General features: G+C 69.8%; 16 protein-coding genes. 9 read left to right on the top strand and 7 right to left on the bottom strand.

Translation table 11 applies throughout. The annotated features are described in order from the left end of the window. Positions 1 to 92 precede the first annotated feature (92 nt). Complete coding sequence (locus WMF20_RS24680) at positions 93 to 3152, top strand: hypothetical protein (RefSeq protein ID WP_437617051.1); 3060 nt, start codon at positions 93 to 95, stop codon at positions 3150 to 3152. Positions 3153 to 3348: 196 nt separating this feature from the next. Beyond that, positions 3349 to 3558 carry a hypothetical protein gene (locus WMF20_RS24675; protein ID WP_437617050.1) on the top strand — a complete coding sequence of 70 codons (210 nt, stop codon included), beginning with the start codon at positions 3349 to 3351 and terminating at the stop codon, positions 3556 to 3558. Positions 3559 to 3567: 9 nt separating this feature from the next. On the opposite strand, the gene WMF20_RS24670 is transcribed toward WMF20_RS24675, so the two are convergent. The 7 genes from WMF20_RS24670 to WMF20_RS24640 form a co-directional block, all read right to left on the bottom strand. After that, on the bottom strand, positions 3568 to 4818 hold the full coding sequence (locus tag WMF20_RS24670; RefSeq protein WP_437617049.1) for a zinc-dependent alcohol dehydrogenase: 1251 nt from the start codon (positions 4816 to 4818) through the stop codon (positions 3568 to 3570). A 543-nt stretch (positions 4819 to 5361) separates the two neighbouring features. After that, positions 5362 to 6399 carry a hypothetical protein gene (locus tag WMF20_RS24665; protein ID WP_437617048.1) on the bottom strand — a complete coding sequence of 346 codons (1038 nt, stop codon included), beginning with the start codon at positions 6397 to 6399 and terminating at the stop codon, positions 5362 to 5364. 203 nt (positions 6400 to 6602) lie between these two features. Further along, positions 6603 to 8288 (bottom strand): glycoside hydrolase family 43 protein, encoded by a 1686-nt coding sequence (locus tag WMF20_RS24660; protein ID WP_437617047.1) that lies wholly within the window; start codon positions 8286 to 8288, stop codon positions 6603 to 6605. Between the two features lie 578 nt (positions 8289 to 8866). Continuing rightward, entirely contained in the window at positions 8867 to 10648 is a 1782-nt protein-coding gene (locus tag WMF20_RS24655; protein ID WP_437617046.1) for a hypothetical protein, read from the bottom strand. A gap of 373 nt (positions 10649 to 11021) precedes the next feature. Beyond that, entirely contained in the window at positions 11022 to 12719 is a 1698-nt protein-coding gene (locus tag WMF20_RS24650; protein ID WP_437617045.1) for an AAA family ATPase, read from the bottom strand. Between the two features lie 87 nt (positions 12720 to 12806). Beyond that, positions 12807 to 13202: a hypothetical protein gene (locus WMF20_RS24645; protein ID WP_129576691.1), complete on the bottom strand. Its 396-nt coding sequence runs from the start codon at positions 13200 to 13202 to the stop codon at positions 12807 to 12809. Between the two features lie 158 nt (positions 13203 to 13360). Continuing rightward, positions 13361 to 14086: a tetratricopeptide repeat protein gene (locus tag WMF20_RS24640; protein ID WP_437617044.1), complete on the bottom strand. Its 726-nt coding sequence runs from the start codon at positions 14084 to 14086 to the stop codon at positions 13361 to 13363. 212 nt (positions 14087 to 14298) lie between these two features. Here WMF20_RS24640 and WMF20_RS24635 point away from each other — a divergent pair, with 212 nt between their 5' ends. The 7 genes from WMF20_RS24635 (at position 14299) to WMF20_RS24605 (ending at position 24205) form a co-directional block, all read left to right on the top strand. Beyond that, a complete protein-coding gene (locus tag WMF20_RS24635) occupies positions 14299 to 15573 on the top strand; it encodes a glycoside hydrolase family 1 protein (protein ID WP_129576689.1) in 1275 nt (424 codons plus the stop codon). A 25-nt stretch (positions 15574 to 15598) separates the two neighbouring features. Beyond that, positions 15599 to 17431: a radical SAM protein gene (locus WMF20_RS24630; protein ID WP_437617043.1), complete on the top strand. Its 1833-nt coding sequence runs from the start codon at positions 15599 to 15601 to the stop codon at positions 17429 to 17431. 923 nt (positions 17432 to 18354) lie between these two features. Next, entirely contained in the window at positions 18355 to 18759 is a 405-nt protein-coding gene (locus tag WMF20_RS24625; RefSeq protein WP_437617042.1) for a hypothetical protein, read from the top strand. A gap of 986 nt (positions 18760 to 19745) precedes the next feature. Then, positions 19746 to 20159 carry a helix-turn-helix domain-containing protein gene (locus tag WMF20_RS24620; RefSeq protein ID WP_129575099.1) on the top strand — a complete coding sequence of 138 codons (414 nt, stop codon included), beginning with the start codon at positions 19746 to 19748 and terminating at the stop codon, positions 20157 to 20159. Further along, entirely contained in the window at positions 20156 to 20500 is a 345-nt protein-coding gene (tnpB, locus tag WMF20_RS24615) for an IS66 family insertion sequence element accessory protein TnpB (RefSeq protein ID WP_165374362.1), read from the top strand. The genes WMF20_RS24620 and tnpB overlap by 4 nt, the downstream gene beginning before the upstream one ends. A gap of 257 nt (positions 20501 to 20757) precedes the next feature. Continuing rightward, positions 20758 to 22800: an IS66 family transposase gene (gene tnpC, locus WMF20_RS24610; protein WP_437613353.1), complete on the top strand. Its 2043-nt coding sequence runs from the start codon at positions 20758 to 20760 to the stop codon at positions 22798 to 22800. A 451-nt stretch (positions 22801 to 23251) separates the two neighbouring features. Next, on the top strand, positions 23252 to 24205 hold the full coding sequence (locus WMF20_RS24605) for an IS110 family transposase (protein WP_437617163.1): 954 nt from the start codon (positions 23252 to 23254) through the stop codon (positions 24203 to 24205). The last annotated feature ends 160 nt before the right edge of the window (positions 24206 to 24365 follow it).

Here is a 24365-nt window from a genome sequence, read left to right as displayed (position 1 = left end):
GCCGGTCCCCCGGCTCTTCCGCCACAGCGTCCGGCTACGGCGGCGGGCCGCGATGAAGCTGTTCAAGCTTGAAATGGAGTTTCTCTGTGAGTATGCGCAAAACACACCTGTTCTCGTCGATTTGCATCGCATGGACTCTCCTCGCAGCCGGCTGCGTCGACATGGGCGAGAGCGTCGACACGACCGAGAGCGCCGACACGACCGAGAGCGCCGACACGACCGAGGGCGCGATAAGCGATGCGCCCTTTCTGTCGGGCGATCTCGTCCTCCAGCAGGTGGTCGCGCAGCTCGGGCAGGACCCCTCATCGACTGTCCGCCTCGCGCTCGATCGCGCGGTCAATCAGGTCGGCGGCTTCGGCGTCGAGCCGTACCCGTCAGACGACTGCCGCGGCGAGCCGGAGCGGTTGTACTGGAACGGTGAAGCCGCACACCTCGCGCGCCTCGGCGTGGTCGCCGTCGCCGACCTGCTCGCGCTCGAGGCGGTGACCGAGGGACCGCTCCAGACCGACCTGCTGCGAAACGCGCCCGTGCGCCCGGGCGATCTCGCGCGCGTCTTCCGCATCCTCGCGAGCACGGAGAGCCCGGCGCTCGTGTTCGAGGCGGCCGCGTCGCTCTCGAACAACCCCGGAACGACGGAGGACGAGCGTCGCGCGCTCGTCGCATTCGTCGCGGATCTCCTCCAGACCAAGCGCTTCCGCTGCGCGGCCGGAGCGCTGCGCACGCCGGACCTCGAGCATCCGCCGAGCGTCGACGAGCTGCTCGTGACGCTGCGGGAGTCGGCCTCGCGCTCGGTCCGCGAGTCGGCCGCTGCGTGGTACGGGAGCGCCGGCACCTTGAGCGCGGCGCAGGCCGACGCCATGCTCACCGATCCGAGCTATCGCGTACGTCGCGCGACGGGGCGGCTGTTCTGGAGAGGCTCGGACGTCGGCCCCGCGCGGCAGCGGGAGCTCACGCAATGGTTCGCCTCCGCCGCTGCGCTGAACGAGATGCGGGCGGACACGCTCCGCGAGGACTACGGCGTCCGCGAGGAGGACAGCGGAAACTGGTCGAGCCTGCCCAACGGGATCGCCGCGCGCCAGGCGGAGGCGCGCGGGCAGCTCCTCGGCGAGGCGCTCGCGTCCGCGCCTCCGGACGTGGACATTTCCGGGTTCCTCGCGGAGGTCGCGGAGACGACCGACGTGACGAACCTGATCGAGGACGCGATCACGGCCATCGGACGCTCCACAGTGCTCTCTGCGGCGGCGCGGCAGAGCGCGCTGCTGTCCTTGTACCAAGCCGCCGACACGGCGAGCTGGCGCGACCTCAATCCCCGTCCGCGCGGCGCGCTGTTCAAGGCGCTCGTGCCGCTCCTCGCCGACGGCGCGGCCTCGGACGCGGACGTCGCGGCGAAGCTCGACCAGGCCCTCGCATGGCAGCGCAGGCAAACCAACGACTGGCCGGCGCTCCGGGCCGTGCTCGTGAGCGGGTCGCGCGCCGAGCGCATCGACGCGTTGGTGACGCTCGCGGACAAGCCGCTCGACGACGTCAACTCGGGGCTCGCGGCGGGGCTCATCGGGCTCACCGACGTCAGCGCAGCGCAGAAGGCGCAGCTCCTGAACGACGTCACGCCGTCGATCGCCGGCTGGCTCGTCCCCTTGGCGGCGCTCGAGGCCGCGATGGATCCCCGCGCCGTGCTCGCGCGCATCGCAGCGCTCGCGCAGGCGCAGCGCATGCGCCTCGCCGCGGACATGCTGCGAGCGTATACGCGCGCCGCCGCGAGCCTCGACCTGAGCGGCGCGGAGGTGGCGCAGGCGGTGACGCGCTACGCCGGAGCGGTCGACGGGTACTGGGCGAGCCAGGTGCCGGCGGAGATCGCCGGGCTCCTCTCGCTGCTCGACGACGCGCGCGTGAGCGACGACGAGCGCGCGCAGGCATGGCAGGAGATCCTCGCGCCCGCGAGCACAGCGCCCCGCTGGTTCCTGCTCATCGACGCGCCGAGCGGCGGGCCGAGCATGGGGGCGATCGCCGCGATCGTGCGCCCACGCGTCGTCGTCAGCGCGAGCACGTGCTGGCAGGGCCACGCCGACCCGGCGACGACGCGCGACGCGCTCAGCTTCACACGTCTGGCCTACATCATCGAGCCGGCCACCCTGGAGATCGATCCGCACGTCGTCATCGCGCAGCGCGCGGCCGCGGTGCGCGCGGCCTCGCAGAACACGGAGGAGCTGCCGGACGGCGCCGACGCGGCGGCCATCTTCGCCCTGCGGCCCGCGTGGAGGAGCGCCTACATCGCCGCGACCGACCCCGATCGCGCGAAGTGGGAGAAGCCCGCTGCGGAGCTAGTGCAGGAGGTCCTCGGCATCACGGACAGCGAGGCGACGCTGTACGACGCCGCGCACCGCCTCGCGTTCGCGCGCGACCTGCGCAGCTTGCCGCGCGAGCAGCTCGACGCCGTTCACGCGCACCTCGTGCAGTACGGGACCACGGCGCGCGCGCGCGCTCAGTACGCCTTCGCGCTCGAGGCGATGTACGGCACGGCCTACGACGCGCTCGCCACCCGCTTCCGCGACGCGGTCGATCTGCGGTGGGATCTCGGCGATGCCGCGCGCGCGCGCGGCGAGGAGGCGGCGCTCGAGGCGATCCTCGGCGCGGCGGGGCACGACTTCGGGATGCTCGACTCGGCGCTCGCGCTGTCGTCGCAGGTCGTCGCCGGCGCTCGGGTGTCGAGCTCGTTCCGCCAAGGGATGCTCGAGTTCGGGCTCGAGGCCGAGCGTTTCTGGGAAACGCTCGGGCTGTGGTCCGCGGGGCCGATCATCGAGGCGCGCACCACCGAGCCCGATCTGTCGTTCATCGCGCGCGCGGATGCGGTCCATGTCTTCGGGCTCGGCAGCGCGAGCGGCAATCGCGCGTTTATCGCGAAGAGCTCGACCTTCGGCTCGATCACGCGCGATCCGCGCATGCCTCCCGCCACGGCGCTGCAGATCGCGTGGAATCGCCTCGCGCTCGGCCGCTTCAACCTGCGCCGCGGCCTCTCGTACATTGGCTCGGGAGGCGTATCGCCCGCGACGATCACGTCCACGGTCGACGCGGTGCTCGGCATCCGGGCGCGCGATGACGTCGATTCGGAGGAGAAGCAGGCGCTGGGGCGCGCGCTGCTGAGCGTCCTCGAGTAGGCTTTGGCGTTCGATCGTCGAGCCGGCCGGCGCCCGGCTCGCCTTCGGGGCGACGCGCCATCGGCCGGCGGCGAGCAGAACACGCCTACTTCGCAATGCGTTCCTCCCGCAGGCTGTGGCGTGAAGGCGGCCCTTTTAATACATGGATAAGTTATTGATAGAACGCTGCTTTTCCAGGAGGTCCGGATCGCATAGAGTGTTCTATGTCAACCAGCGCGTGCAGCGTGGCTGTACGGTGGGACCGGTGATGCCGCTGCCCTTAACCGCGGGCGACGCGGCGGCGGAGGGCGCCCCGTTGGGCCACACCGGAGCCGCCCTCGGCGGCGAAACAGGCGGAAGCTATGAAAATCGCTACTATTTCCGACGACCGCTCGTCATCGATCTTTTTTTCTGGCGGGATTTCTGACGCACGGAGCTACGCGACCGCGCGGTTCAGGTTGGCCGGCGTCCCGGCCGCCGACGGGCGCAGCTCGACCTTCACCCAGCCGGCCTCGCGCCGGTCGAACGCCTTGTACGCGTCGATCGCGGACGTGAGGGGCGCCTGCTTCGTGATGATCGTGGTGGGATCCACCTGGCCCGTCTGCACGAGGTCCACGAGCTTCGGGATGTACTTCCTGTGGTTGCAGTTGCCCATCTGCAGGGTGAGGTTCTTGTTCATCGCCTCGCCGATGGGGAACGTGCGCGAGGTCTGCGGGTAGACCCCGATGACCGAGATGGTCCCTGCCTTGGCCACGCAGCGGACGGCCCACTGCAGCACCTGCGACGGCCCGTCGCCGGCGCGGAAGGTGTCGCCCTTGGTCCGCGCGTCGGGGGAGATCTGTTTGACCTCCAGGTCGAACGCCTTGGCGTCGTGCTTTGCCTGCTTGTGGGTGGGGCCGTCGTGGGGGCGCTCGGCGTCGACGCCCACGGCGTCGATCGCCCGGTCCACGCCGATGCCGCCGGTGAGGCGCAGGATCGCGACGAGCGGATCCTCGGCGGAGAAGTCGACGGTCTCGGCGCCCTGGTCGCGGGCCATCTCGAGGCGGTCGGGCACCTGATCGACGGCGATGATGCGGCCTGCGCCCATGAGCTTGGCGCTGGCGATCGTGAACAGGCCGACGGGGCCGCACCCGAAGACCGCCACGGTGTCGCCGGGCCGGATCTCGGCGAGCTCGGCGCCGAAGTACGCGGTGGGGAAGATGTCCGAGAGGAGGATGGCCTGGTCGTCGCTGACGCCGTTCGGGAGCTTGACGAGGCCGACGTTGGCGAACGGGATGCGCGCGAGCTCGGCCTGGAGGCCGTCGAAGGGGCCGGACATCTTGGGGCCGCCGAAGAAGGCGGTGCCCGCGTGCTTGCCGTTCGGGTTCGCGTTGTCGCACTGCGCGTAGTACGCGGCGCGACAGTACGAGCAATAGCCGCAGGCGATGGTCGACGGCACGACGACGCGGTCGCCCTTCTTCAGGTTCCTGACGTCCTTGCCGAGCTCCTCGACGACGCCGACCGCCTCGTGGCCGAGCACGGTGCCCGGGACCATGCCCGGCATGGTGCCGCGGACGAAATGGAGGTCGGTGCCGCAGATGGCGCTGGCCGTGATGCGGAGGATGGCGTCGGTCGGCTCCTTGATCTTGGGCTCCTTGATGTCGTCCATCCGGATGTCGCCGATGCCGTGAAACACTACCGCCTTCATGAGATCTCGCTTTCTCCCTTCAGGGGTGGATGGCGCGCCGGGCTGCCACGGAAGGCGCGGACCGGTGCGCTGCTGAGATGGCTGAGGGGTCCGACGCGGGCTGTCTGTGCTGATCCCGTGCCAGTGCGAGGGGAGAGGGCGGGGGCGAGGCCGGAAGGAGGCGGGGAGCGACCGAGGAAGCGGGCGGGGCGCGGTGGTGGTGCGGGCGGGAGCGGGGGTGGTGCGCCGGGGGCGTGCTGCCGAGGTCGGTGCGGCGGGGTGCTCCTCCGGAGGGAGGGCCGTGGCGATTTGTCTCGGAGAGGGACAATGGGGCGCGGAACGTGCAGCGGAGCTGCTTCTGGAGGACCGTCGGCGGTGCGGGCGGCAAGCTCAGCTAGCCCGGAGGGAGCGCCGTCGGTGCGGGGAGGGAAGCTCGGCGAACCTGGAGCGACCGTCGGCGGTGCGGGGCGCTCCGGAACGCGCGCTCCCTGGATGAGCGATGAGGCGGGCGCGGGCGCTCGCTCCGCGCAGCAGCGCGAGAGCGAGCGCCGCAGGCGACCTGGTTCACTCGCCCAGGAGATCCAGCCTCGAGCCTGGCACCATCCTGTAGTCGCCGATCATCAACCCCTGCAGATCGCTCGTGAACTCGAACGGACCGAGCACGTGAATCACCTCGCCGCTCGTGCCGCCGGCGCCGCCGTCGCCGCTCGTGCCGCCGGCGCCGCCGGCGCCGCCGGCGCCGCTCGTGCCGCCGGTGCCGCCGTCGCCGCTCGTGCCGCCGGCGCCGCCGGTGCCGCTCGTGCCGCCTGTGCCGCCGTCGCCGCTCGTGCCGCCGGCGCCGCCGTCGCCGCTCGTGCCGCCGGCGCCGCCCGTGCCGCCGGCGCCGCCCGTGCGGCCGGGCGTCGTGACCGTGATGGAGTCGACATAGACCACGGTCGGGTTGGCCCAGGGTCCCGAGATACCTGCGTCGACCCTCAGGCCGATGCGCCTCACCTGGGTCTTGTCGAACGTCTTGGACTCATCCGCGTCGGCGGCGGCATCGACGTCGATGGTGAGCTCTGTCCATTGCTGCAGGCTGCTGAGGTCCGTCCACGCCCAGGGGATGCCTATCCAGGCCTGTGCACCTCCATTCTGTACGAACGTCTGCACGCCACCGCCGGTGCCGGCGTACACCTTCACACGGAACGTGACGGTGGCGCCGGTCAGGTCGATCAGCTCCGGAATGTCGAACTGGAACAGCGTCCCTGTGTCGGCCTCGGTGAGCGGCACGGCCAGCCGGGCGCAGCCCGAGCAGACCTCGGCCGGACCGGGACCGATGTCCACTTCTTCGACGCCGCCCGCGCCACCGTCGCCGCCCGTGCCGCCCGCGCCACCGTCGCCGCCCGCGCCGCCCGCGCCGCCCGCGCCGCCATCGCCGCCAGCGCCGCCGTCGCCGCCGTCGCCGCCCGCGCCGCCGTCGCCGCCCGTACCGCTCGTCGACGAGCTGCTCGAGCTGCTCGTCGTGGTGCCTCCACCGGCTCCGCCTTCGCCACCGGACCCGCCCTTGCCGTCGTCATCGCCGCAACCCATCGTGACGAACGAGCCAGCCAGCAAGCCGCACATTGTCAAAGCAAAAACTGATCTCATCGCATCCTCTCTACGCTCTATGCTTTTGTCCCACGCGACGGCGCGCGGTTCGGGCCGGCGTTCGCCGTGCCTGCTCCCCTTGGTCCCAGCGCTCTGCAAGCCAGCCGCGCCGGACCCCGGCATTCTCTACGCTTGCCGGCAGCGCGCCCGCTGCATCATCGCTCCGGGCACCGGCACCGTCAGTTCGCGGCGGCTCCGCTCCGCCCGGCTTTTCGCGCACGACGCCGCGCGACGATCGCGCCCAACGCGGTCAAGGCGGCGAGCACGCCCGCCGGGGAGCTGGGCCCCGACGTGACCCGGCACCCACACCCGCCCTCGTCCTCGCCAGCGCCGTCAGGTGGGGCGGCGCCAGCGCCGCCCGTGCCGCTGCCGGTCGCTGCTGCGCTGCTGACGCTCCCACCCCCATCCGAGCCGCCGCTGCCCGTCGCTCCCCCTTCACCCATGTCCGGACCGCCCCCGCCGCCTGTCGGATTGGATTCGTCGAGCGGAGTGAACTTCCACCAGTTGAAATTGAACAGGGGACCTTTCCCACCGGTGAACTTCAGATACAGATCGTGTATCCCTGTCGCGCCGTCGACCGCACAGGACTTGGTAACCCAGGTCTGGGCGCCGCCGGTGCCCTGAACCACACAGGTCCCCACCAGCGTGCCGGTCGCGCTGTCGAGGCGCAGCTCGATGCTGCCGCCATCGGTCGCCGAGGCCACCCTCGCATCGAAGGACGCCGCGCCGGGACCGAAATCGACGCCCTTCACCTTGATGTAGTCCCCGTCTTCAATCGACGTGACATTCATTCCCCCCTCGCTGCATGCCTCGGTCTCGACGCCGGAGCCCCAGGCGATGGTCTCAGCCTCCGTCATGACGTACGGATCGAGGGTGCCGATGCCAGGCGGGCCCTCCTCGGTCATCGTGATCGTCGGGATGGTACCATCGGCGTTGTAGGTGAATCGCTCGACGGCCACCGAGCGGTGATAGCCTCCTCCGCCCGGCAAAGCGCCGTTGTGATAGAAGAAGTACGAGTTGTCCTTGAAATCGATGATGCCCGGGTGATTGGTGAAGCTGCCGCCCTCTGTGGGCATGATGACCCCCCGGTACGTCCATGGGCCGGTGGGGCTGCTGCTCGTGGAGTAGGCGATGTACTCGGGGATGCCGCCCGCCGGGTACGCCAGGTAGTACATCCCATTGCGCTTGTAGAGCCACGGGCCTTCTTCGTACAGGGTCGGTCGCTCGGCGCTCCCGGTGCGCTGTCCAAAGCTCTCCGCCGTCATGGGCACGCGTACGACGTCCCCCTCGTAGGAGATCATATCCTCATTCAGCTTCACGTAGCATAGGTTGGGATTTCCCCAGTAGAGATAGGCCTGACCATCGTCGTCGATGAACACCGTCGGATCGATGTCGCCGCAGTTGGCGGTGATCAACGGCCGCTCCAGGGCGTCTTTGAACGGACCGACGGGGCTGTCCGACACGGCGACGCCGATGACCATCCTGCTGAGCGTCCTGCTCGTCGTGGGAACGTAGAAATAGAACTTCCCGTTTCTGTGGGCGACCTGACCTGCCCAGGCATCTGCCTTTGACCAGCTGAAATCCTTGTATTTTAGCGGTGATCCGCGATCCGTCCAGTTCACCATGTCCGTGGACGAATATACCCTCCATTCGTTCATCCCGAAGAACGTCGAGGCGCTGTCTTCGTCATGTCCGGTATAGAGGTATAGGGTCCCGTCGTGGACCATGGGGGCAGGGTCGGCGGTGTAAATGGTCTGTACGATGGGGTTGTCTGCCCTGGATTCGGACGGAAACGCGGTTGTGCTAAAAAGCAACGATGCCGCGATGAGGAGCTTATGCTGGAGGGATGTCGTGATCGTGGCCATTTCTGGTCCTCGCTGCTCTCCTGAAGAATCGTTAGGTGGTGCCGAATGTCGTAGCTCGCTCAGGCGATGACTCTCCGGCGCTCTCGTTGGGGCGCTTCGCCGCATTGACAGCCCAGCCCATCAAGAGCTCATCAGCGATCGCGTCCGAGACGAGCGGGCGAATGGAATCAGCGCCGGGGCCGAGATCGAGATCGATCGGATGACGAAGGTCTCGGTGCGCATGACCCATCCAGGGCTAAGCAAAAAGGTAACCGTTCGCGGGTCGGATCGCGTTCTTTAGCAATTTCAGGCACTTACGAACCCATCCATCCTTGGCATTGGACTCATGAGCTCGCTTGGTCTTGCAAGTGTGCGAAATTGCTTCGTTTGTCGATCCGATTCGTGAACGTTTACAGCAAAGGGGTACCGATCGGGCCTATTGTGAGCGCTCACATTGTTGGTGTCAATTCCAATCGACCACGGCGTGCTCGCGCCTCGCCGAGGAGGTCCGGTCGATCCGAAACCGAAGCCGAGGGCCTCCGAAGCCCGCTCCGGCAGGTCGCGTACGGTACGAGGAACTCAGAGGAGCTCGTCCACCCTCACTGGGGCTCGTCGCGCTTCCGGAACCACGTGGAGAGATAGCGCTCCCCGAGCTCGATGAAGGCTTCGCGCATCATGGCCTCGTAGACGATGGCCTCGAGGGCCCCAGGGGGCGGGGAGGCGGCGTGCTGTTGGATGAGCCCAGCCGGGACCCGCCGCGCGATCGTGTGGCTCGTGAGCAGCGGTTGAGCGTCTCCGGGCAAGATGAGCTCCGTCTTGAAGAAGAGCTTGAGCCCCATGATGATGATCTGCGGCTTCTTGCTGCCATAGGCGAGCCCGGACGACTCGACGCGATAGCTCACCACGAGGGAGGGGGAGGTCACGGAGAGCTGCGCCTCGGTGGAGCCCTCGAAGGGCGGGCCCGGCTCGAAGGTGACGAGCTCCGGCTCGAACCCCCGCGCGAGCCCCTCCGCCAGCGCCGACGCGGTCCGCTTCTCCTGGGGATCGAGGCGGGTCGCATCCACGTAGCGCGTCGGCAGGGACGTGACGCCGCGGAACATCGGGCTCTTCATCACGAGCTCGTCGGCGCGCTTCAGGTCCTGCGACGGAAGCCGCCGGAAGCGGACCTGGACGGCCGGGCTGCGGAGGCCCTGCGGCGTGCTCTCGGGCCCCACGCGCTCCGCGTAGGCGAGGAGCCGCCGCACGAAGTCCGCGTTCCGCTCGCTCCCTTCGGGCATCTCGCCCTTGTACCGGTCGAGCGCGCGCGCATAGAGCGCGTGCCTGGCGTCGTTGAACGCCTTGTCCAGGCCGTGCTTCGGGTAGCGCTCCGCGAACGCCAGCAGCGCCGCGAGCGTGCCCACCTCACGCGCCCGCTCGAGCGCCGCGGCGAGCGCGGCGCGGCGGGCCGCGGCCACCTCGGCCTGGATGCCCGTCTCGGGGTAGGCGCGGATGAAGTCGTCGATGGCCTCCACCGAGCCTTTCGCCACCGCGAGGCGCAGCTCGGCCCGTGGCAGCAGCACCTGCGAGACGACCTCCCCGTGGCCGCGGCCGCGCGCGATGTAGCTCTGGTACGCGGCCACGTCGTCGCGCGCCCGCGCCGCGGCGTACATCCGCGCGTCGCTCATCCGGTTGCGGAGGAAGAAGAGCCCCGAGCCGAGGGCGACGCCGACCGCGGCCGCGAGGAGCCATGCATAGCTCTGCCACCCCGGGACCTCGCGCGAGAGCGGGATCGACGACGCGAACGGGCTCTCGATGGCGGGCGGCTCGAGTGGATCGAGCTGGCGCAGCTCCGCGGAGTCTGGCCTCGCTTTCATGCGGCTCCACGCCGCTTCGATCTCCCGGATCACGTCGCCCGAGCGCGACGGGTCCTCGAGGGGAAATGCGTGCCGCGTGCCGCCGAACGTGAGGACCACGGCGCCCCGAGGGTCCGCCGAGACGCGCGAGAGCTCCGCGAGCGAGAAGACCCGGAGCCTGTGGTCGCGCGCGTCGATCAGGTTCGCGGGGAAGACGAACAGGCCGGGCGCGAACGGCAGCGTGATGACGTCGGCGTTGTAGGCGAGCGCCTGGAGCACGCCGATGGCGGTGGTCGCGGCGAGCAGCACGTACGCGGCGGCCGTCGCCGTCGGGTGGAGCGCGAGGGCGCTGTCGACGTCGCCGAAGCCGGCCGCGCAGAGCGCCGCCAGCAGGAGGCCCGCCGCGGCGCTGACCGCGAGCCACGCCACGACGGTGCGCCGAGTCCCGAGCCGGCTGACGATCGGCGCCGGCGCGAACCGCCCGCGGAACGCCTCGAGCACGCCGTCCTGAATGGCGCGCGGAAGCTTGTAGAAATCGATCTCGTGCATCGCGCTGCTCCCACTCGGCGCCGGGGGTCGGCGCCCTTCCGCACCTCGACCTGCCGATCGACCCTAATGCATTTCGCCCCGAGCTCCGAGACCGGAGATGGCAACTCCTTGCAGCAGGAGCGTGCGACGATGCGTCGACTTCTGCTCCTCTGGCACTTGTGCAGTCTGCTCGACGCCGGCGCTGCGGTGAGCTGCGGCGGCGGCGAGCCCCTGGGGTGACGGCTCGAGCGCGCCGGGGCTGGCGGCTCCGTCGGCGCCGCGTCCGGGAGCGGCGCGTCGGGCGGCAGCGGCGTAGCGCCTTTGCGTCGAACTCTCTCTCTCCGGATCCCTTGCTGGACTCCTGGTGGGTGGAACCAGCCCGGAGTGTACGAACCTATCCCGGCGCTTCCGCGCGCACCCGGACGACCTTCCCATCGAACGCGACGGCCAGCGCGTGGACCGGCACAGCCCCGCTCGCGCGCAGCTCGGCGGCGTAGCCTCGCGTCCGGATCTGCGCCAGCGCCTCGTCGAGCGCCCGATCGAGGCTCGCGCGCGGCGCGCGGGCGACCTTGAGCTCGAGCACGACGCCGGGCCGACCGGGCTGCGCCGGCCGGATCATCACGTCGGGGCGCCCCTGTCCGGACTCGCGGTTCGAGCGCACCTGGTGGCCCGGCTCGAGCGCCGCCAGCAGGCCGGCGACGAAGCCGTGGTAAACCGCTTCCGGGTCGACCCTCGTCGCGTCGTGGTACGAGAGCACGTCGGTGACGAAGGCCTGGAGCTCTGCCTCGAACCCCGCCGCGTCGCCCGAGAGGAGCGCGGCGAGGAGCCGTTGCATGCTGGTGCCCTGCCGCTTCAGCCGCGCCTCCGCCCAGCGGCGGAACGTGCCCGTGTAGAGCAGCCGCACCTCGCGGTTCGGGATCTTCAGCGCGTGCGCGGGCTGCTCCCCCGGCCCGCGCGAGCGCTTCTCGGCGCGAAGGTATCCCGAGAAGACCAGCAGCCCGAACAGCGCGTCTTCGTTCTGCGCGAGGTCGCCGATGGCCACGTTCTCCTCGAGCACGCGCTCGATCTCGCCGCCCTCCATCAGCACCTCCAGCGCGGGCTGCAGCGTGACGGCGTGCTCCTCGATCACCTTCTGGATGAGATCGTTGGAGCTCGTGCCGAGCCAGAAGGGGAGCGGATCCGCGTCTCTCCCCTCCAGGAAGCTGAGGATCGACCAGGGGTTGTAGATGACCGCGCCGCCGAAATCGTACCCGTTGTACCAGGCGCGGATCACCTCCAGCAGGCTGCGCCGGCCGGCCTTGTCCAGCAAGGCCTCCACCTCGGGCTCGGTGAACCCGAAGCAGGTGCTGAAGTCCGAGCGGAGCAGCGAATAGACCACCACGTTGTTGAGCCCCGAGAAGATGCTCTCGCGCGCCACCCGGAGGATGCCGGTGAGGACGGCCCGGTGGAGGTGCGGATTGCCCTTCAGCCCCTCGGTGAGGAACGTGCGCACGAAATCGAGGATCCGTGGCGCGTAGCCGTGGAGATAACCGGCGTGGATGGGCTCGTCATATTCGTCGACGAGCATCACGACGCGCTCGCCGTGGAAGCGGTGGAGATGGCTGGACAGGTCCAAGAGCGCGCGGCCGTACACCGCCTCGGACGCCGCGCCGTCCAGCACTTCCCGGTAGCGGCGCTGCTCCACGTCCCCGAGCTGGCCGCTGTCGAGCACGTAGCGGTGCTGGTCGTAGAGCGCGACGATCTTTTCCCGGAGGGCCGCGAAGCAGCGCTCGAACGTCTCCTGCTTCGCTCCTTTCAGCGTCAGGTAGATGACGGGATACCGCTGGAAGTGCGCGCGATAGCGCTCTCCGGCCTGCCAGATCGAGAGGTCCTCGAAGAGCCGCGAAAGGTCCTCCTGCCGCTTCTCGAAGAACCAGCGCAGCATCGACAGGTTCAACGTCTTGCCGAACCGCCGGGGGCGGGGGAGGAGGACGACCTGGACGCCCTGCTTGTCGATCAGCTCGCGGATGAGGTGGGTCTTGTCGACGTACTCCAGCCCGGACTCGCGGAGCTGGCGGAAGTCGTCGATGCCGAGCGCGACGCGGAGGGACATGGGTCCTAGGCGTATGCTGTCCGGACGGCGCGAGGTCAAGCCAGCGTCCCGGCCCCGGCACCCGCGCTCGCCCTGCTGCGCTTACGCCTACGGCCCGGCCGCCGCCATCGCTTCGGCCGGCGTGCGCTGCCGCGCCTCGCCCGCGCCGGCCGCCACGCCGTCGATCCGCAGGTCCGCCCCGTCGGCCCGCGCGATCGCCTGCCCGAACCACCGTCCGATCCGGGAGCGGAGCCCCCGGGCGAGCTCGGGCCGCGCGCCGGCCCGGGCCAGCACCTCGAGCACCGACGTCTCCGGCGAGGCGGCGACGTCGACGATCGTGCCCTGCGGCGTCTCGCCCGACACCGCCCGCAGGATCGCCGAGAGGAGCGCCTCGACCGGGATCGCGTGGGCCTCGTCCACCCGGCTGTGCGCGATGCCTCGCTGCGACAGCCCACCACAGACCTGCTCCGTGAGGACGGGATCCTCTCCGGTGATCAAGAGCATAACAGGGCTCCTCCTCGGCTGGCGTCGACCGATCGCTAGCCACAGGAGCTCTCACCGTTCAATGGCCGCTCCCCCGTCCGACACGGACGATGCCGCGGTATCGGGGGCGGATCCCCTGTCCGACGCGGACGATGCTGCGGTATCCGGCGCGGACCCGATCACCGCCCCTGGCGCCGCGGATCCGCCGCCCGCCCCCGCGCCGGCGCCGCGGCGTACAGCGCCAGCGCGCGCCGCACCGGGCCGCGGTCGGCGCCGCCCGCCCGCACGGGATCGGCCTCGGCGATGAGCGCCGACAGGGCGCGCGCCTGCGTCCGCGCCGCGGCCTCCCGGGCGGGATCGCCCGCCTGCGCGGCCAGGGCCGACAGCCGCCGCGACACGCCGAGCGCCGCCGGCAGCGCCCCCGCGGTCACGTACGCGGCCGCGAGGTCCTGGAGCAGCCCGGCGTCGTCGCCCCGGAGCGCCACCGCCGCCTCGAGGTCGGCGATCGCCTCGTCGCGTCGCCCCTCGCGCCCCCGGAGCGCCGCCCGGGCGCGGTAGCCCTCGACGAAGCCGCGCACGTGGTCCAGCGCCACCGTATAGGTGCGCTCCGCCTCGCGCGGATCGCCCGCCCGCTCGTACAGCGCGCCCAGCCCGAGGTACGCCGGACCGTAGGTGGCGTCGAAGCGGACCGCCTCCAGGTACCGCGACAGCGCCACGTCGGCCTCGCCGGCCGCCACGCGCGCCTCGGCCTGCCGCGTCAGCTCGGCGGCTTGCGCCGTCGCCCAGCCGACGCCGTCCGCCCGGGCCGGCGCGGCCTCGTGCAGCAGCGCCGTGGCGACGGCGAATGCGAGGGCGCGCGCGCCCCGTCCTGCGCCCGCCGCACCTCCGCCTCGCACCGCGCGCACCGGTCGACAGCGTACCGGCGCCCGGTCGATCGGGCAATCGCCGCCCCGCGCCCGGCGCGCCGCCCGCCTCCACCGGCGCGCCGCCCCGCTGCGTGCCGCCGTACGCGGCACGCCGGTCGCGCCGGTCACGCCGCAGCGCAGCGCGCCTCGGCGGCCGCGCTCCTCGCGCGGAAGGCAGCCGCCCGGCGCGAGTTCGCGTAGGATGCGCGGCCATGGGTGAGGACCTGTGCTTCCCGGACGCCTTCCTGTTCGGCACTGCCGCCTCTGCCACTCAGGTCGAGGGGCACTGCGCGCAGAGCGACTGGGCCGCGTTCGCGCGCGAGCCGGGGCGCGTCCGCGGCGGCGATACGCCGGACGACGCGTGCGACCAGCTGCACCGCTTCCGCGAGGACGTCGCGCTCCAGGCGCGGCTCTGCATGGGGGCCCACCGGCTCTCCATCGAGTGGGCCCGCGTCGAGCGCGAGCCGGGCGAGTTCGATCCGGCCACGTGGGACCACTACCGCGACGTGCTCGGCGCGCACCTCGAGGCCGGGATCACCCCGATGGTCACCGTCCACCACTTCACCCTGCCGCGCTGGGTCGCGCAGCGGGGCGGCCTGCTCTCGCACGATCTGCCGGCGCTCCTCTCGCGCTTCGCCGAGCGCGCCGTCGAGGCGCTCGGCGACCTCTGCCAGCTCTGGGTCACCATCAACGAGCCCAACATGCTCGCCCTGCAGGCCCACCTGCTCGGCGTCTGGCCCCCCGCGCGGAGCTCGCCCGTCGAGGCGGTGCGCGCCCACCAGAACCTCTTCCGCGCCCACACCGCCATGTACCGCGCCATGCACGAGGCCGCCGGCCGCCGCGGCCACCCCATCTCGGTCGGCGTCGCGCACCACCTGCGCGTCATCGAGCCGGAGCGGTTCGGGCGCCTCGCCGACCGCATGTGGGCCGCGCTCTTCGAGCGGCTGTTCAACGACGCGTTCGCGCGCGCCGTCTGCGACAGCGGCCTGCACGACTTCTTCGGCGTGAACTACTACAGCCGCGACCTGGTCCGGTTCTCCGCGGCGCACGCGCGCGCGGGCTTCCTCCGGCGCCTCGTCCCCGAGGGGGCCGAGGTCAGCGACCTCGGCTGGGAGATCTACCCGGAGGGGCTCGGCTACGTGCTCGACGCCTGGTGGCCCCGCGCCCGGGTCCCCATCTACATCACCGAGAACGGCATCGCCGACGCCGACGACGACCAGCGCCCGAGCTTCCTCGTGCGGCACCTCGCCGAGGTCGCGCGGGCGATCGGGCGCGGCGTCGACGTGCGCGGGTACATGCACTGGTCGCTGCTCGACAGCTTCGAGTGGGCCGAGGGCTACGCCCCGCGCTTCGGGCTGGTCGAGGTCGACCGCGCGACCCAGGAGCGCAGCCCCCGGCCGAGCGCCGAGCTGTACGCGCGGATCGCGCGCGCGCGCCGCATCGACGCCGCCGGCGCCTCGCTCGCGCGCGGCGCCGCGCCCGCGTGACCCCAGCACCGGAAAGGCAGGACCGATGCGCATCGCGCTGCTCTACCCACCGCCCTGGAAGATCCCCGCGCCGGGGGAGGCGCCCGACACGAGCGGGGACGGCCCGCCGGCGGACTACCGCGAGGGCGACCTCGACCCGGACTTCCACCAGACCCCGTACGGGCTCTACTCCCTGGGCGCGCAGGCGATCCGCGCGGGCCACCAGGTGAAGGTGCTGAACCTCTCGTCGTACCCGTTCTCGCAGGTCGAGCGGGTCGTGCGCGAGCTCGACGCGGACGTCTTCGGTATGTCGTGCTGGACCGCGAACCGGCGCGGCGTGGCGCTCACCGCCCGGTGCATCCGGCGGCTCCACCCCGCGGCGCACATCATCGTCGGCGGGCCGCACGCGACCCCGCTCGCGGCCGAGATGCTGCGGCACCACCCCGAGATCGACACGGTGGCGCTCGGCGAGAGCGAGCTCGCGTTCCTGGAGCTCCTCGAGCGCCTCGAGGCCGGCCGGCCGGCGCTCGGCATCGCCGGCACGGCCTACCGCGTCGACGGCCGCGTCGAGCTCGGCCCGCCCCGGGCCGCGATCGAGGACCTCGACGCGCTCGAGTCGCCGCACGACCACTACGCCACGCACATCGTGATGACCTCGCGCGGCTGCCCCTGGGCCTGCACGTTCTGCGGGGCCGAGACGACCTGGGGCCGCGGCTTCCGGGGCCAGTCGGTGCCTTACGTGCTCGACGCCCTCGAGGCCGCGGTGAACAAGCTGCCCGTGAAGATGGTCCAGATCAAGGACGACACCTTCACGACGAACCGGAAGCGCGTCATCGACATCTGCCGCGGCATCCGCGAGCGGAAGATCTCGTTTCTGTGGAGCTGCGACACGCGCGTCGACGTCCTCGGCGACGACCTGCTCCGGGAGATGCGCCTCGCCGGCTGTCAGCGCCTGAGCCTCGGGGTCGAGTCGGGCTCGCCGTCCATCCTGAAGAACATCGACAAGAAGATCACGGTCAAGAAGATCATCGAGTCGACCGAGCTCGCGAAGAAGTACGGTATCCAGGTCCGCTATTACATGATGCTGGGCAACCGCGGCGAGACGGCGGAGACGTTCCGGGAGACGCTCGCGTTCCTGGAGGCGGCGAAGCCGCATCAGTACATCTTCTCGTGCCTGTCCATTTACCCGGGGACGAGGGATTTCGATGACGCGGAGGCGGCCGGCTGGCTCGAGCGCGAGGTGTATTTCCGCGGCGACTTCCAGGAGCTCAAGACCCCGTTCGACGCCTCGGAGGAGGACACGGCGCTGATGAGCGCGTGGTTCGAGCAGAACAAGGGCTTGCGCGAGCTCTACCGCGAGGGGGTGGAGGAGCGGCGGGCGATCCTCGCGCGGCTCGGGGATCACCACGCGGCGCACCTGGAGCTCGGCGTCGCTTATCTCGACGCGGGGCGGCTCGATCTGCTCGATCTGGCGGAGCGGCACGCGGCGCGGGCCCTGGAGCTCGGGTATCCGTTGCCGGGGCTCGCCTACAACGCGCTCGCGTGCGTCGCGGCGGCGCGGCGCGACTGGCAGGCGATGCAGGACCACTTCACGGCGGCGGCGAAGCGCGATCCGCAGCACGCGGTGCTCATCCGCAACGTGCAGGCGGCGCGGGCGTGGTACGCGAAGGGCGGTCCGGACCGGGGGCTGCCGCTCGATCTGGTCGCGCGATGCGACTTCCAGCTGCTGGAGCGGACGGCGCAGCCGGCGCTCCCGGGGCCGCTGCCGGAGGATTTCGCGGTGTGGCCGCCGGCGGCGCCGCGGGCCGCGCGGCCGGCCGAGGCGGGCGGGCGCGAGGCGGCGGGGCAGCGCGGGCGGCTGCGGGTGGTGCCGTCGTAGGGAGGGCAGACGGGGTGCCGATCCAGCCGGCGATCCTGGTGGTCGAGCTCGAGCGGGCCGTTCGCCTCCACCGAGCCGCCGTTCGACGGCACCCAGTCCTCGGCGGCACGCACCGCGCCCTCGGCCGATTCGACGAGGATGCTGCCTCGGAACCGGATGACGAAGTCCCAGCCGAACGCTTCCAAGAGCGCGTAGAGCTCCTGGTAGCCGAACGCCCGGTCGGCCAGGAGCGTGATGTTCACGTTCTCGGGCAGCCAGGTGTGCAGCCGCTCGACCATCTCCAGTTCATGTCCGGTGCGCTGCTCCTTCAGCGCCGACGTCTTCACCGTCTTCCAAGCCAGCGGCATCGCCCGACCGTGGGTCGTCGCCATGTAGGCGCAGAGCGCCGTGTGGTCATCCTTGTATAAGTCGGTCCAGTCGAGGGCGATGAGAATCGACGCGTTCTCTCCCACGACGAAGCGGACCCAGCGCGCCAGCACGATGTCGAGCGACAGGGCGTCGTTACCCAACAGGCGGTCGACCTGCTTGACGCCGCTCTTGGCGGTGATCTTCGCCACGTTCGCGTAGGCCTGCCCGATGGCGTGGATCGACAGGACGGCGGCGTTCAGGACCCCGGCGACGCCGTTTTCCAGCGACAGCACGCGCAAGGCGTGCAAGTCGGCGCCGAAAACGCGGTCCATGAACTCCCGGGTGTGCTCCAGACCTAGCTCGTCTCGGTCGGGCTTCTGGGTCGAAAGCGAATCGGCAACGGTCACGGGTGGCATCATGCCGCATCAACCATCCGCCGGGCGATGGATCCCCGGCTCCGTGACGAACGAGGGGATCCCTCTGTTCCAGGCCGGCAACGGTAACATCATCACGAGAAAGGGGGATCTGTTGCTCATTATTACGTGTTATGTACAAATGTATTTGGAGAACAATCGATGAAAGAAATGAGGTTGTCAGGGCGTGATTTGCGTGTGTTGCCGGGGGCCCTTACGGTAATGATGCACGTGCCGGTTCCGTTGGCGGAGAAGAGACGGCTCGGCGCTGAAGAGGAGCGCACGATCGAGAATTTGTTGGACAGGTTTACCGAGGCGACTCGGCACGTATACCATCGACTGAGCGAAGAGGCGCAGCTTTCTCGCGCGGAAATCGTCAAAATGCGGTTGGAGGCGTCGTTGCAATGGACGCTGTCGTCGGAAGAGGCGAAACTGCTGGAAGAAGCGCTAGATCTATGCATTGGCGAGGGTGAGGCTGGTCGAGGCGTGAATATATGCTTCAATGGTGATGAGTATGGTATCACCGTTCAGGATATGCGCAGTCTGCGCGACCGTGTGCGAAGCTGAATCGAGCCTCGGTGTCGTTGGTGTTGGACCTCGCCATCATCGACAGGACGGCGGCGTTCAGGACCCCGGCGACACCGTTTGCCAGCGACAGCACGCGCAAGGCGTGCAAGTCGGCGCCGAAAACGCGGTCCACGAACTCCCGGGTGTGCTCCAGACCTAGCCTAGAACGCCGATCACGTTGAAATCCCGCGAAAAATCGACGCATGAAAAGAGGACCGCAAGGGCGCAAGGGACGCAAGGGGCAGAGAAGAATATAATCCCATCTCTGTTCCCTTGCGCCCCTTGCGCCCTTGCGGTCTCTCTTCTTACTGCATGCCGTGACCTTCCAGCTCGCTCCTCGGCGGATCCGGCGGGTGCCGCAACCTGTTGAGTTTGTCTGGCTTTCAACGTGTTCGTCGTTCTAGAGCACCGATCTGCTTGAAACGCCCGAGAATGAAGAGATTCGAACCACAGAGCCACAGAGGGCACAGAGTGGATAGAAGAAATAGGAATTTTTAATTTTCTTCACTCTGTGCCCTCTGCGCCTTGTATGTACCGCGAGCGTACCAGATCCATGTCGTCGTCGTACGAGGGGGGGCCCGGGGGGGAGACCGGCAACCTGTGGGTTTGTGGACAAGTTCGCGGCGAGCGGCCAGAAAGCTACGCGCGGTAGACCGTTTGTGCCTTGGTCCGGAGACCGTCACAGAGCATGGGTCGCCGCGCCGTAGGTCCTGGATGAGCCCGCACGGCTGCCTGAGGGAAAGCTCGCATATTTCGCAAGGATGGGCGACCGGGGCCAGGGTGTACAGCGAGGAGAGAGGAAGGGGCTGACGTGGGTGGGTTCGTAGGGATCGATGTCTCCAAGGAGCATCTGGACTGGGCCGTGCATGGCGAGAGCACAGACGTAGCCGCTCCGCGGACCGCGTCTTTTCCCTAGCCAGCTTCGGTTGCACGCTACGCGACGTCTGATGAGGGCCGCGCCCTCGCCGAGCGAAGAGGAGCGAGCGATGCCAGGAAGCAGGGAGCTGGTGCAGCTGCGTGCAGAGATGTCGAGGTATCGAGAGCAGAAGAGCCGTGGGAAGTACCCGAGCGAGCTGCGGGAGCGAGCCGAGGCGTACGCCAAGGAGCGTTCCCTCGCGGGGGCGACGCCGACCGAGATCGCCACGGAGCTCGGTGTCCACAAGATGACCGTCGACCGATGGGTAGCTGGCGGTGAGCGCGCAGAGGAGGGTGCGTTGCCAAGAGCCACCCATGCGGCTCAGCATGTTCCGTTTCTCCCCGTCGTGGTGCGCCCGGAGCGCCGAGAAGCGCCGCCTGTGCGGCTCAACGTCGCATTTGCCGATGGGACGCGGATGCAGGTATGTGGGATAGGCGCGCGCGACCTCGTGGATGCGATCGAAGCGCTGCGGAGGGGACGGTGACCCCCGCGACGATAGCCGTCTATCTGGCGGTCGGTCCAGTGGACTTGCGTGGCGCATTCGACCGGCTCGCCGCGATCACCCGGCAGGTGCTGTGCCTGGACCCGGCCAGTGGCGCGCTGTTCTTGTTCCTCAACAGGAGGCGCAACCGGCTAAAAGCACTTTGGTGGGACCGCAACGGATATACGATTCTGTATAAGCGTCTCTCGAAGGGTGCGTTTGCTCTGCCCTCGTTCACCGAGGCCGACGGCAAGTGTATCGAGCTGTCAGCACAGGACTTCGCGCAGCTGCTCGCCGGTCTACCCGTGGAAGAGCTGGCAAGCCGCCGCCGGCTGGTCCACTGAGGCGTCTGCGCCGGCGCTCGTTCACCACGCTGCCGGCGCCAGCGCGGCCCGATGGCGGCCGGCGCAGCCGGATGCGGAGATGGAGCAGGGCGCGAGCTGCATCGCGCCCGAAGACCTCGCGGGAGCGCGGCGCCGATGGCGCACCACGACTGCCCTGCATTCCCGTCTTCGGCGAGAGATTCTCATCGAAAGTAGCGACAAGTCGGCTGCATAAGGTACTTGTCAAGGGCAAGCGGAGGGGGCATCCATGGCGCGCCTTGACCTCGACGACACGATCCGGTGAGACCGCGCTGCCGCAGTCGGCGGAGCCAGAGCGCCTTGACGGTGCGGCGCTCGTGCTCGGCTACCTCCAGGCCAGGGGACAAGCCCAGGGGAGCCCCGCCGACCCCGGGTCGGCGGTCGACGCGCTGCTCCGGCGGGTGCAGGAGCTCGAGGCGAGGCTGGCCGAGCTCTCGACGGCGGAGCAGCAGGCCCAAGAGCTCGCTCGCACTGTCGAGTCGCTCAAGGCGTACAATCAACAGCTGCAGGAGACGATTCGGACCTTGGAGATCGGGTTCCGGCGACACGTCTCCGAGCAGGTCTCGCCTGACCAGCTGCGGCTTTCGCTGGCCGGCGCGCCAGGCGCCTGTCCGGCTCCAGCTTCGTCGCAGACCGAGCACTGCGCCTCGCCCGATGCGGACCCGAGCGACGGCAGCATCCAGCCGCCGGGCCCCGCGAGCGCGCCGGAGCGCGTGGCGGCGGCAGAGTCCTCCTCCGGCTCGGATCCCGGAGGTGGCAAGCGAGCCAAGCGCCACGAGCACGGGCGCCGTCGCATCGGTGTCATCCCGAGGGTGGTCATCGAGTCGCTGCCGCCGGAGGTGCTGCTCAAAGGCATCGAGCGCTTCGAGCGTGTGGGCGCCGAAGACAGCTCGGTCATCGGCTACCGGCGTGGCGGCCCCATCGAGATCGTCACGCGTCGCCCCAAGTACGTGGCCAAGGCGGAGGCACCGGCGGCGAGCAGCGGAGCTGAAGAGGAGCCGGCTCCTTCGCCAGCCGGTGGACCGGCCTTCACGCACGAGCTGGACGAGCCGCTGGTCGTGCGAGAGCACGAGCTTCTGGGGATCCCCGCGGACACGGGCTTCAAGCAAAGCCCCTTCGTCGACGGCGTCCTCGTACGCTACACGCCCGAGTCGGATGCTGCGGAGGACAGCGGCGGACCGGTGAAGATCGCCGCGCTGCCGGAGCGCCCGATCGACAGGTGCCTTGCTGACCCGAGCCTCTTGGCCCACCTGTTCGTCCACAAGCTCGACTACCACATGCCCTACTACCGGCAAGAGGTGGAGTCGGATCGCCACGGCTTCCGCATCGGCCGCGGCAACATGGCACGCTGGCAGTACGATTGCGGTGGCATCGCGATGCGCATCGCCGATGCCATGTGGAGCAACGCGCTCTCGCGGTCGTGGTTCGCCATGGATGCGACGGGCACCGCCATCCGGGCCAAGGACAAGCACCGCTATGGGCATGTCTTCGTCCTGGTCGCGCCGGGCGATGGGGTGCTGTTTCGCTACACACCGACGTACGACGGCCCCACCGTCGCGAAGCTCTTCGGCGGCTACCAGGGGACGCTGGTCGCCGATGCCTCGGCCAACCACAACGTGCTGTTCGGGCCGGGCAAGGCGCGCGAGGCCGGCTGCTGGAGCCATGCACGAAGGCGCTTCTTCAAGGCGTTCAAGGCCGGGGCGGGCAAGGAGGCGGCGTTCGCGCTCCAGACCCTCCAGGCGCTCTTCCGCGTCGAGGAGGAATGCGCCCTGTGCAGCCCGGACGAGCGTCTCGAGCTCCGGCAGCGCGAGTCCGCACCGCTGATTGAGAAGCTCTTCGCCTGGGTCGAGGCGCAGCGGCAGGTCGTCCCGGAGCATTCGCCGTTGCGCGAAGGGCTGGTCTACCTGCACAACCAGAGGGAGGCGCTCTGCGAGTTCCTCTCCAACGGGGAGATCCCCATCCACAACAATGCCAGTGAGAGGGCTCTGCGCCGCGTCGTCAAGGGGCGGCGCAACTGGCTCTTCCACGGCAGCGACGAGCATGCTGTCCGGGCGTGTGCCATCACGTCGCTCATCGCGACCTGCCAGATGCACGGGCTCGACCCCGAGCTGTACTTGCAGGAGATCCTGACCGTGGCTCCCAGCTATCCGCTCAGTCGCATCCTCGACCTGAGTCCCAACAACTGGGTCGCGACGCGACAACGCCTCATCGCCGAGGGGCGGCTCAAGTACCTGGACCTGGCTCGGATCACCGGCTCGCGGCTCGCCTTCCGCGACCGCTGATCGCGCCGCGTCGTCCGCTTCCGTCGCGCCCACAGCGCTCGTCGCGTCCGGAGCGGCCGAGTCAGGCGCGCGTCCTTTCCGCGTCCGCGCCGAGGTGCGTCGGCTCGTCGAGCCGGTGCTGTCGTCGCTTCGTCCCGCCACCGTCGAGCTCGTCTTCGCGGGGCGCCTTCGGGTCGCTTCGCTTCGGCGCTGCTTGTCCGCGCCTCGGGTCGGCCGCCGTTCGCCCACCTCGTCCGCGGACGGCTGGGCGGCGCTCTTGCGGCGCCGCACGCCTGTGGCCTCGGCAGATCCCGCGCGCTCCTCCTGCCCGGCCGCGCCACGCGGGCGCCCCTTCGCGCGGGCGGGGGCGTCCTCGCGGCCTTGCCACGCGACATGCGGCGCGGACAGCTTCAGCACCGCCGTCGTCAGGCTCGGGACTTCGACTCCCTCCTCCCCGCTCCGTCGCTTCGTCATCGCACCGCGACTCTACGCACGTGGCCGCCTTCCACAAGCACGCTTCAGAACGCGCTCTGCGGAGCGGCTACGCACAGACGCACGGCTCGCGCATGACGACGACGGCCTGCAGGAGCTGGTCCGCCGCCTGACCGAGCTGCAGCCGGCGCTGGTGGTGCTGGAGGCGACGGGGGGCCTGGAGATGGCCGTCTTGGCCGCGCTCAGCGTTGCCGGCCTGCCCGTGGCCGTGGTCAACCCGCTCCAGATCCGCAACTTTGCGCGCGCCACCGGCCGGCAGGCCAAGACCGACCGGCTCGACGCCCGGTGCATCGCGCACTTCGCTGCGGCCGTACAGCCGCCGCTGACGCCCATGCCCGAGGCAACGACCATCGAGCTGGAGCTGATGCTTGCGCGCCGGCGCCAGCTGATCGCCATGCTCGTGGCGGAGAAGAACCGCCTCTCGGGTCTCATCGGCCCCCGGAAGGTGACGCGCGTGGTCGGCAGCATCGAGCGCGTGATCAAGACGATCGAGAAGGAGCTGGAGAAGCTCGACGACGAGCTCAAGACCAAGATCGAGCAAAGCCCCCTGTGGCGCGCGAAGGACGAGCTGCTTCGCTCGGTGCCGGGCGTCGGGCCTGGCACCTCGCGCACGCTGCTGCTCGACCTGCCTGAGCTTGGAACGCTCAACCGCAAGCAGGTCGCGGCGCTCGTGGGCGTGGCCCCGTTCAACCGCGACAGCGGCAAGGCGAAGGGGCGACGAGCCATCTGGGGGGGACGCGCTTCGGTGCGCTCGATGCTCTACATGGCCAGCGTCACCGCCGTGCGGTGCAACCCCGTCATTCGCGCCTTCTACGACCGGCTACGAACCGCCGGTAAGCCCTACAAGGTCGCCATGACGGCTTGCATGCACAAGCTGCTCACCATCCTCAACGCGATGGCGAAGGCAACGCGGCCTTGGCAGGCCGCCGCTTGACAAAGAACACGGCTGCTCTGTGGTTCATTTTCTCGGGGTTTCAACCCGTTCGGTGTCCTAGCTCGTCTCGGTCGGGCTTCTGGGTCGAAAGCGAATCGGCAACGGTCACGGGTGGCATCCTGGAGCGCGCCGCTGCCCGGGTTCCGCTGCGCTTCCTGGC

It is taken from the genome of Sorangium sp. So ce834 (assembly GCF_051521425.1).
In the GTDB taxonomy this organism is placed as follows: Bacteria; Myxococcota_A; Polyangia; order Polyangiales; family Polyangiaceae; genus Sorangium; species Sorangium cellulosum_D.
The sequence above is the reverse complement of the archived record's forward strand: the minus strand, read 5'-3'. Positions and strand labels throughout refer to the sequence as shown.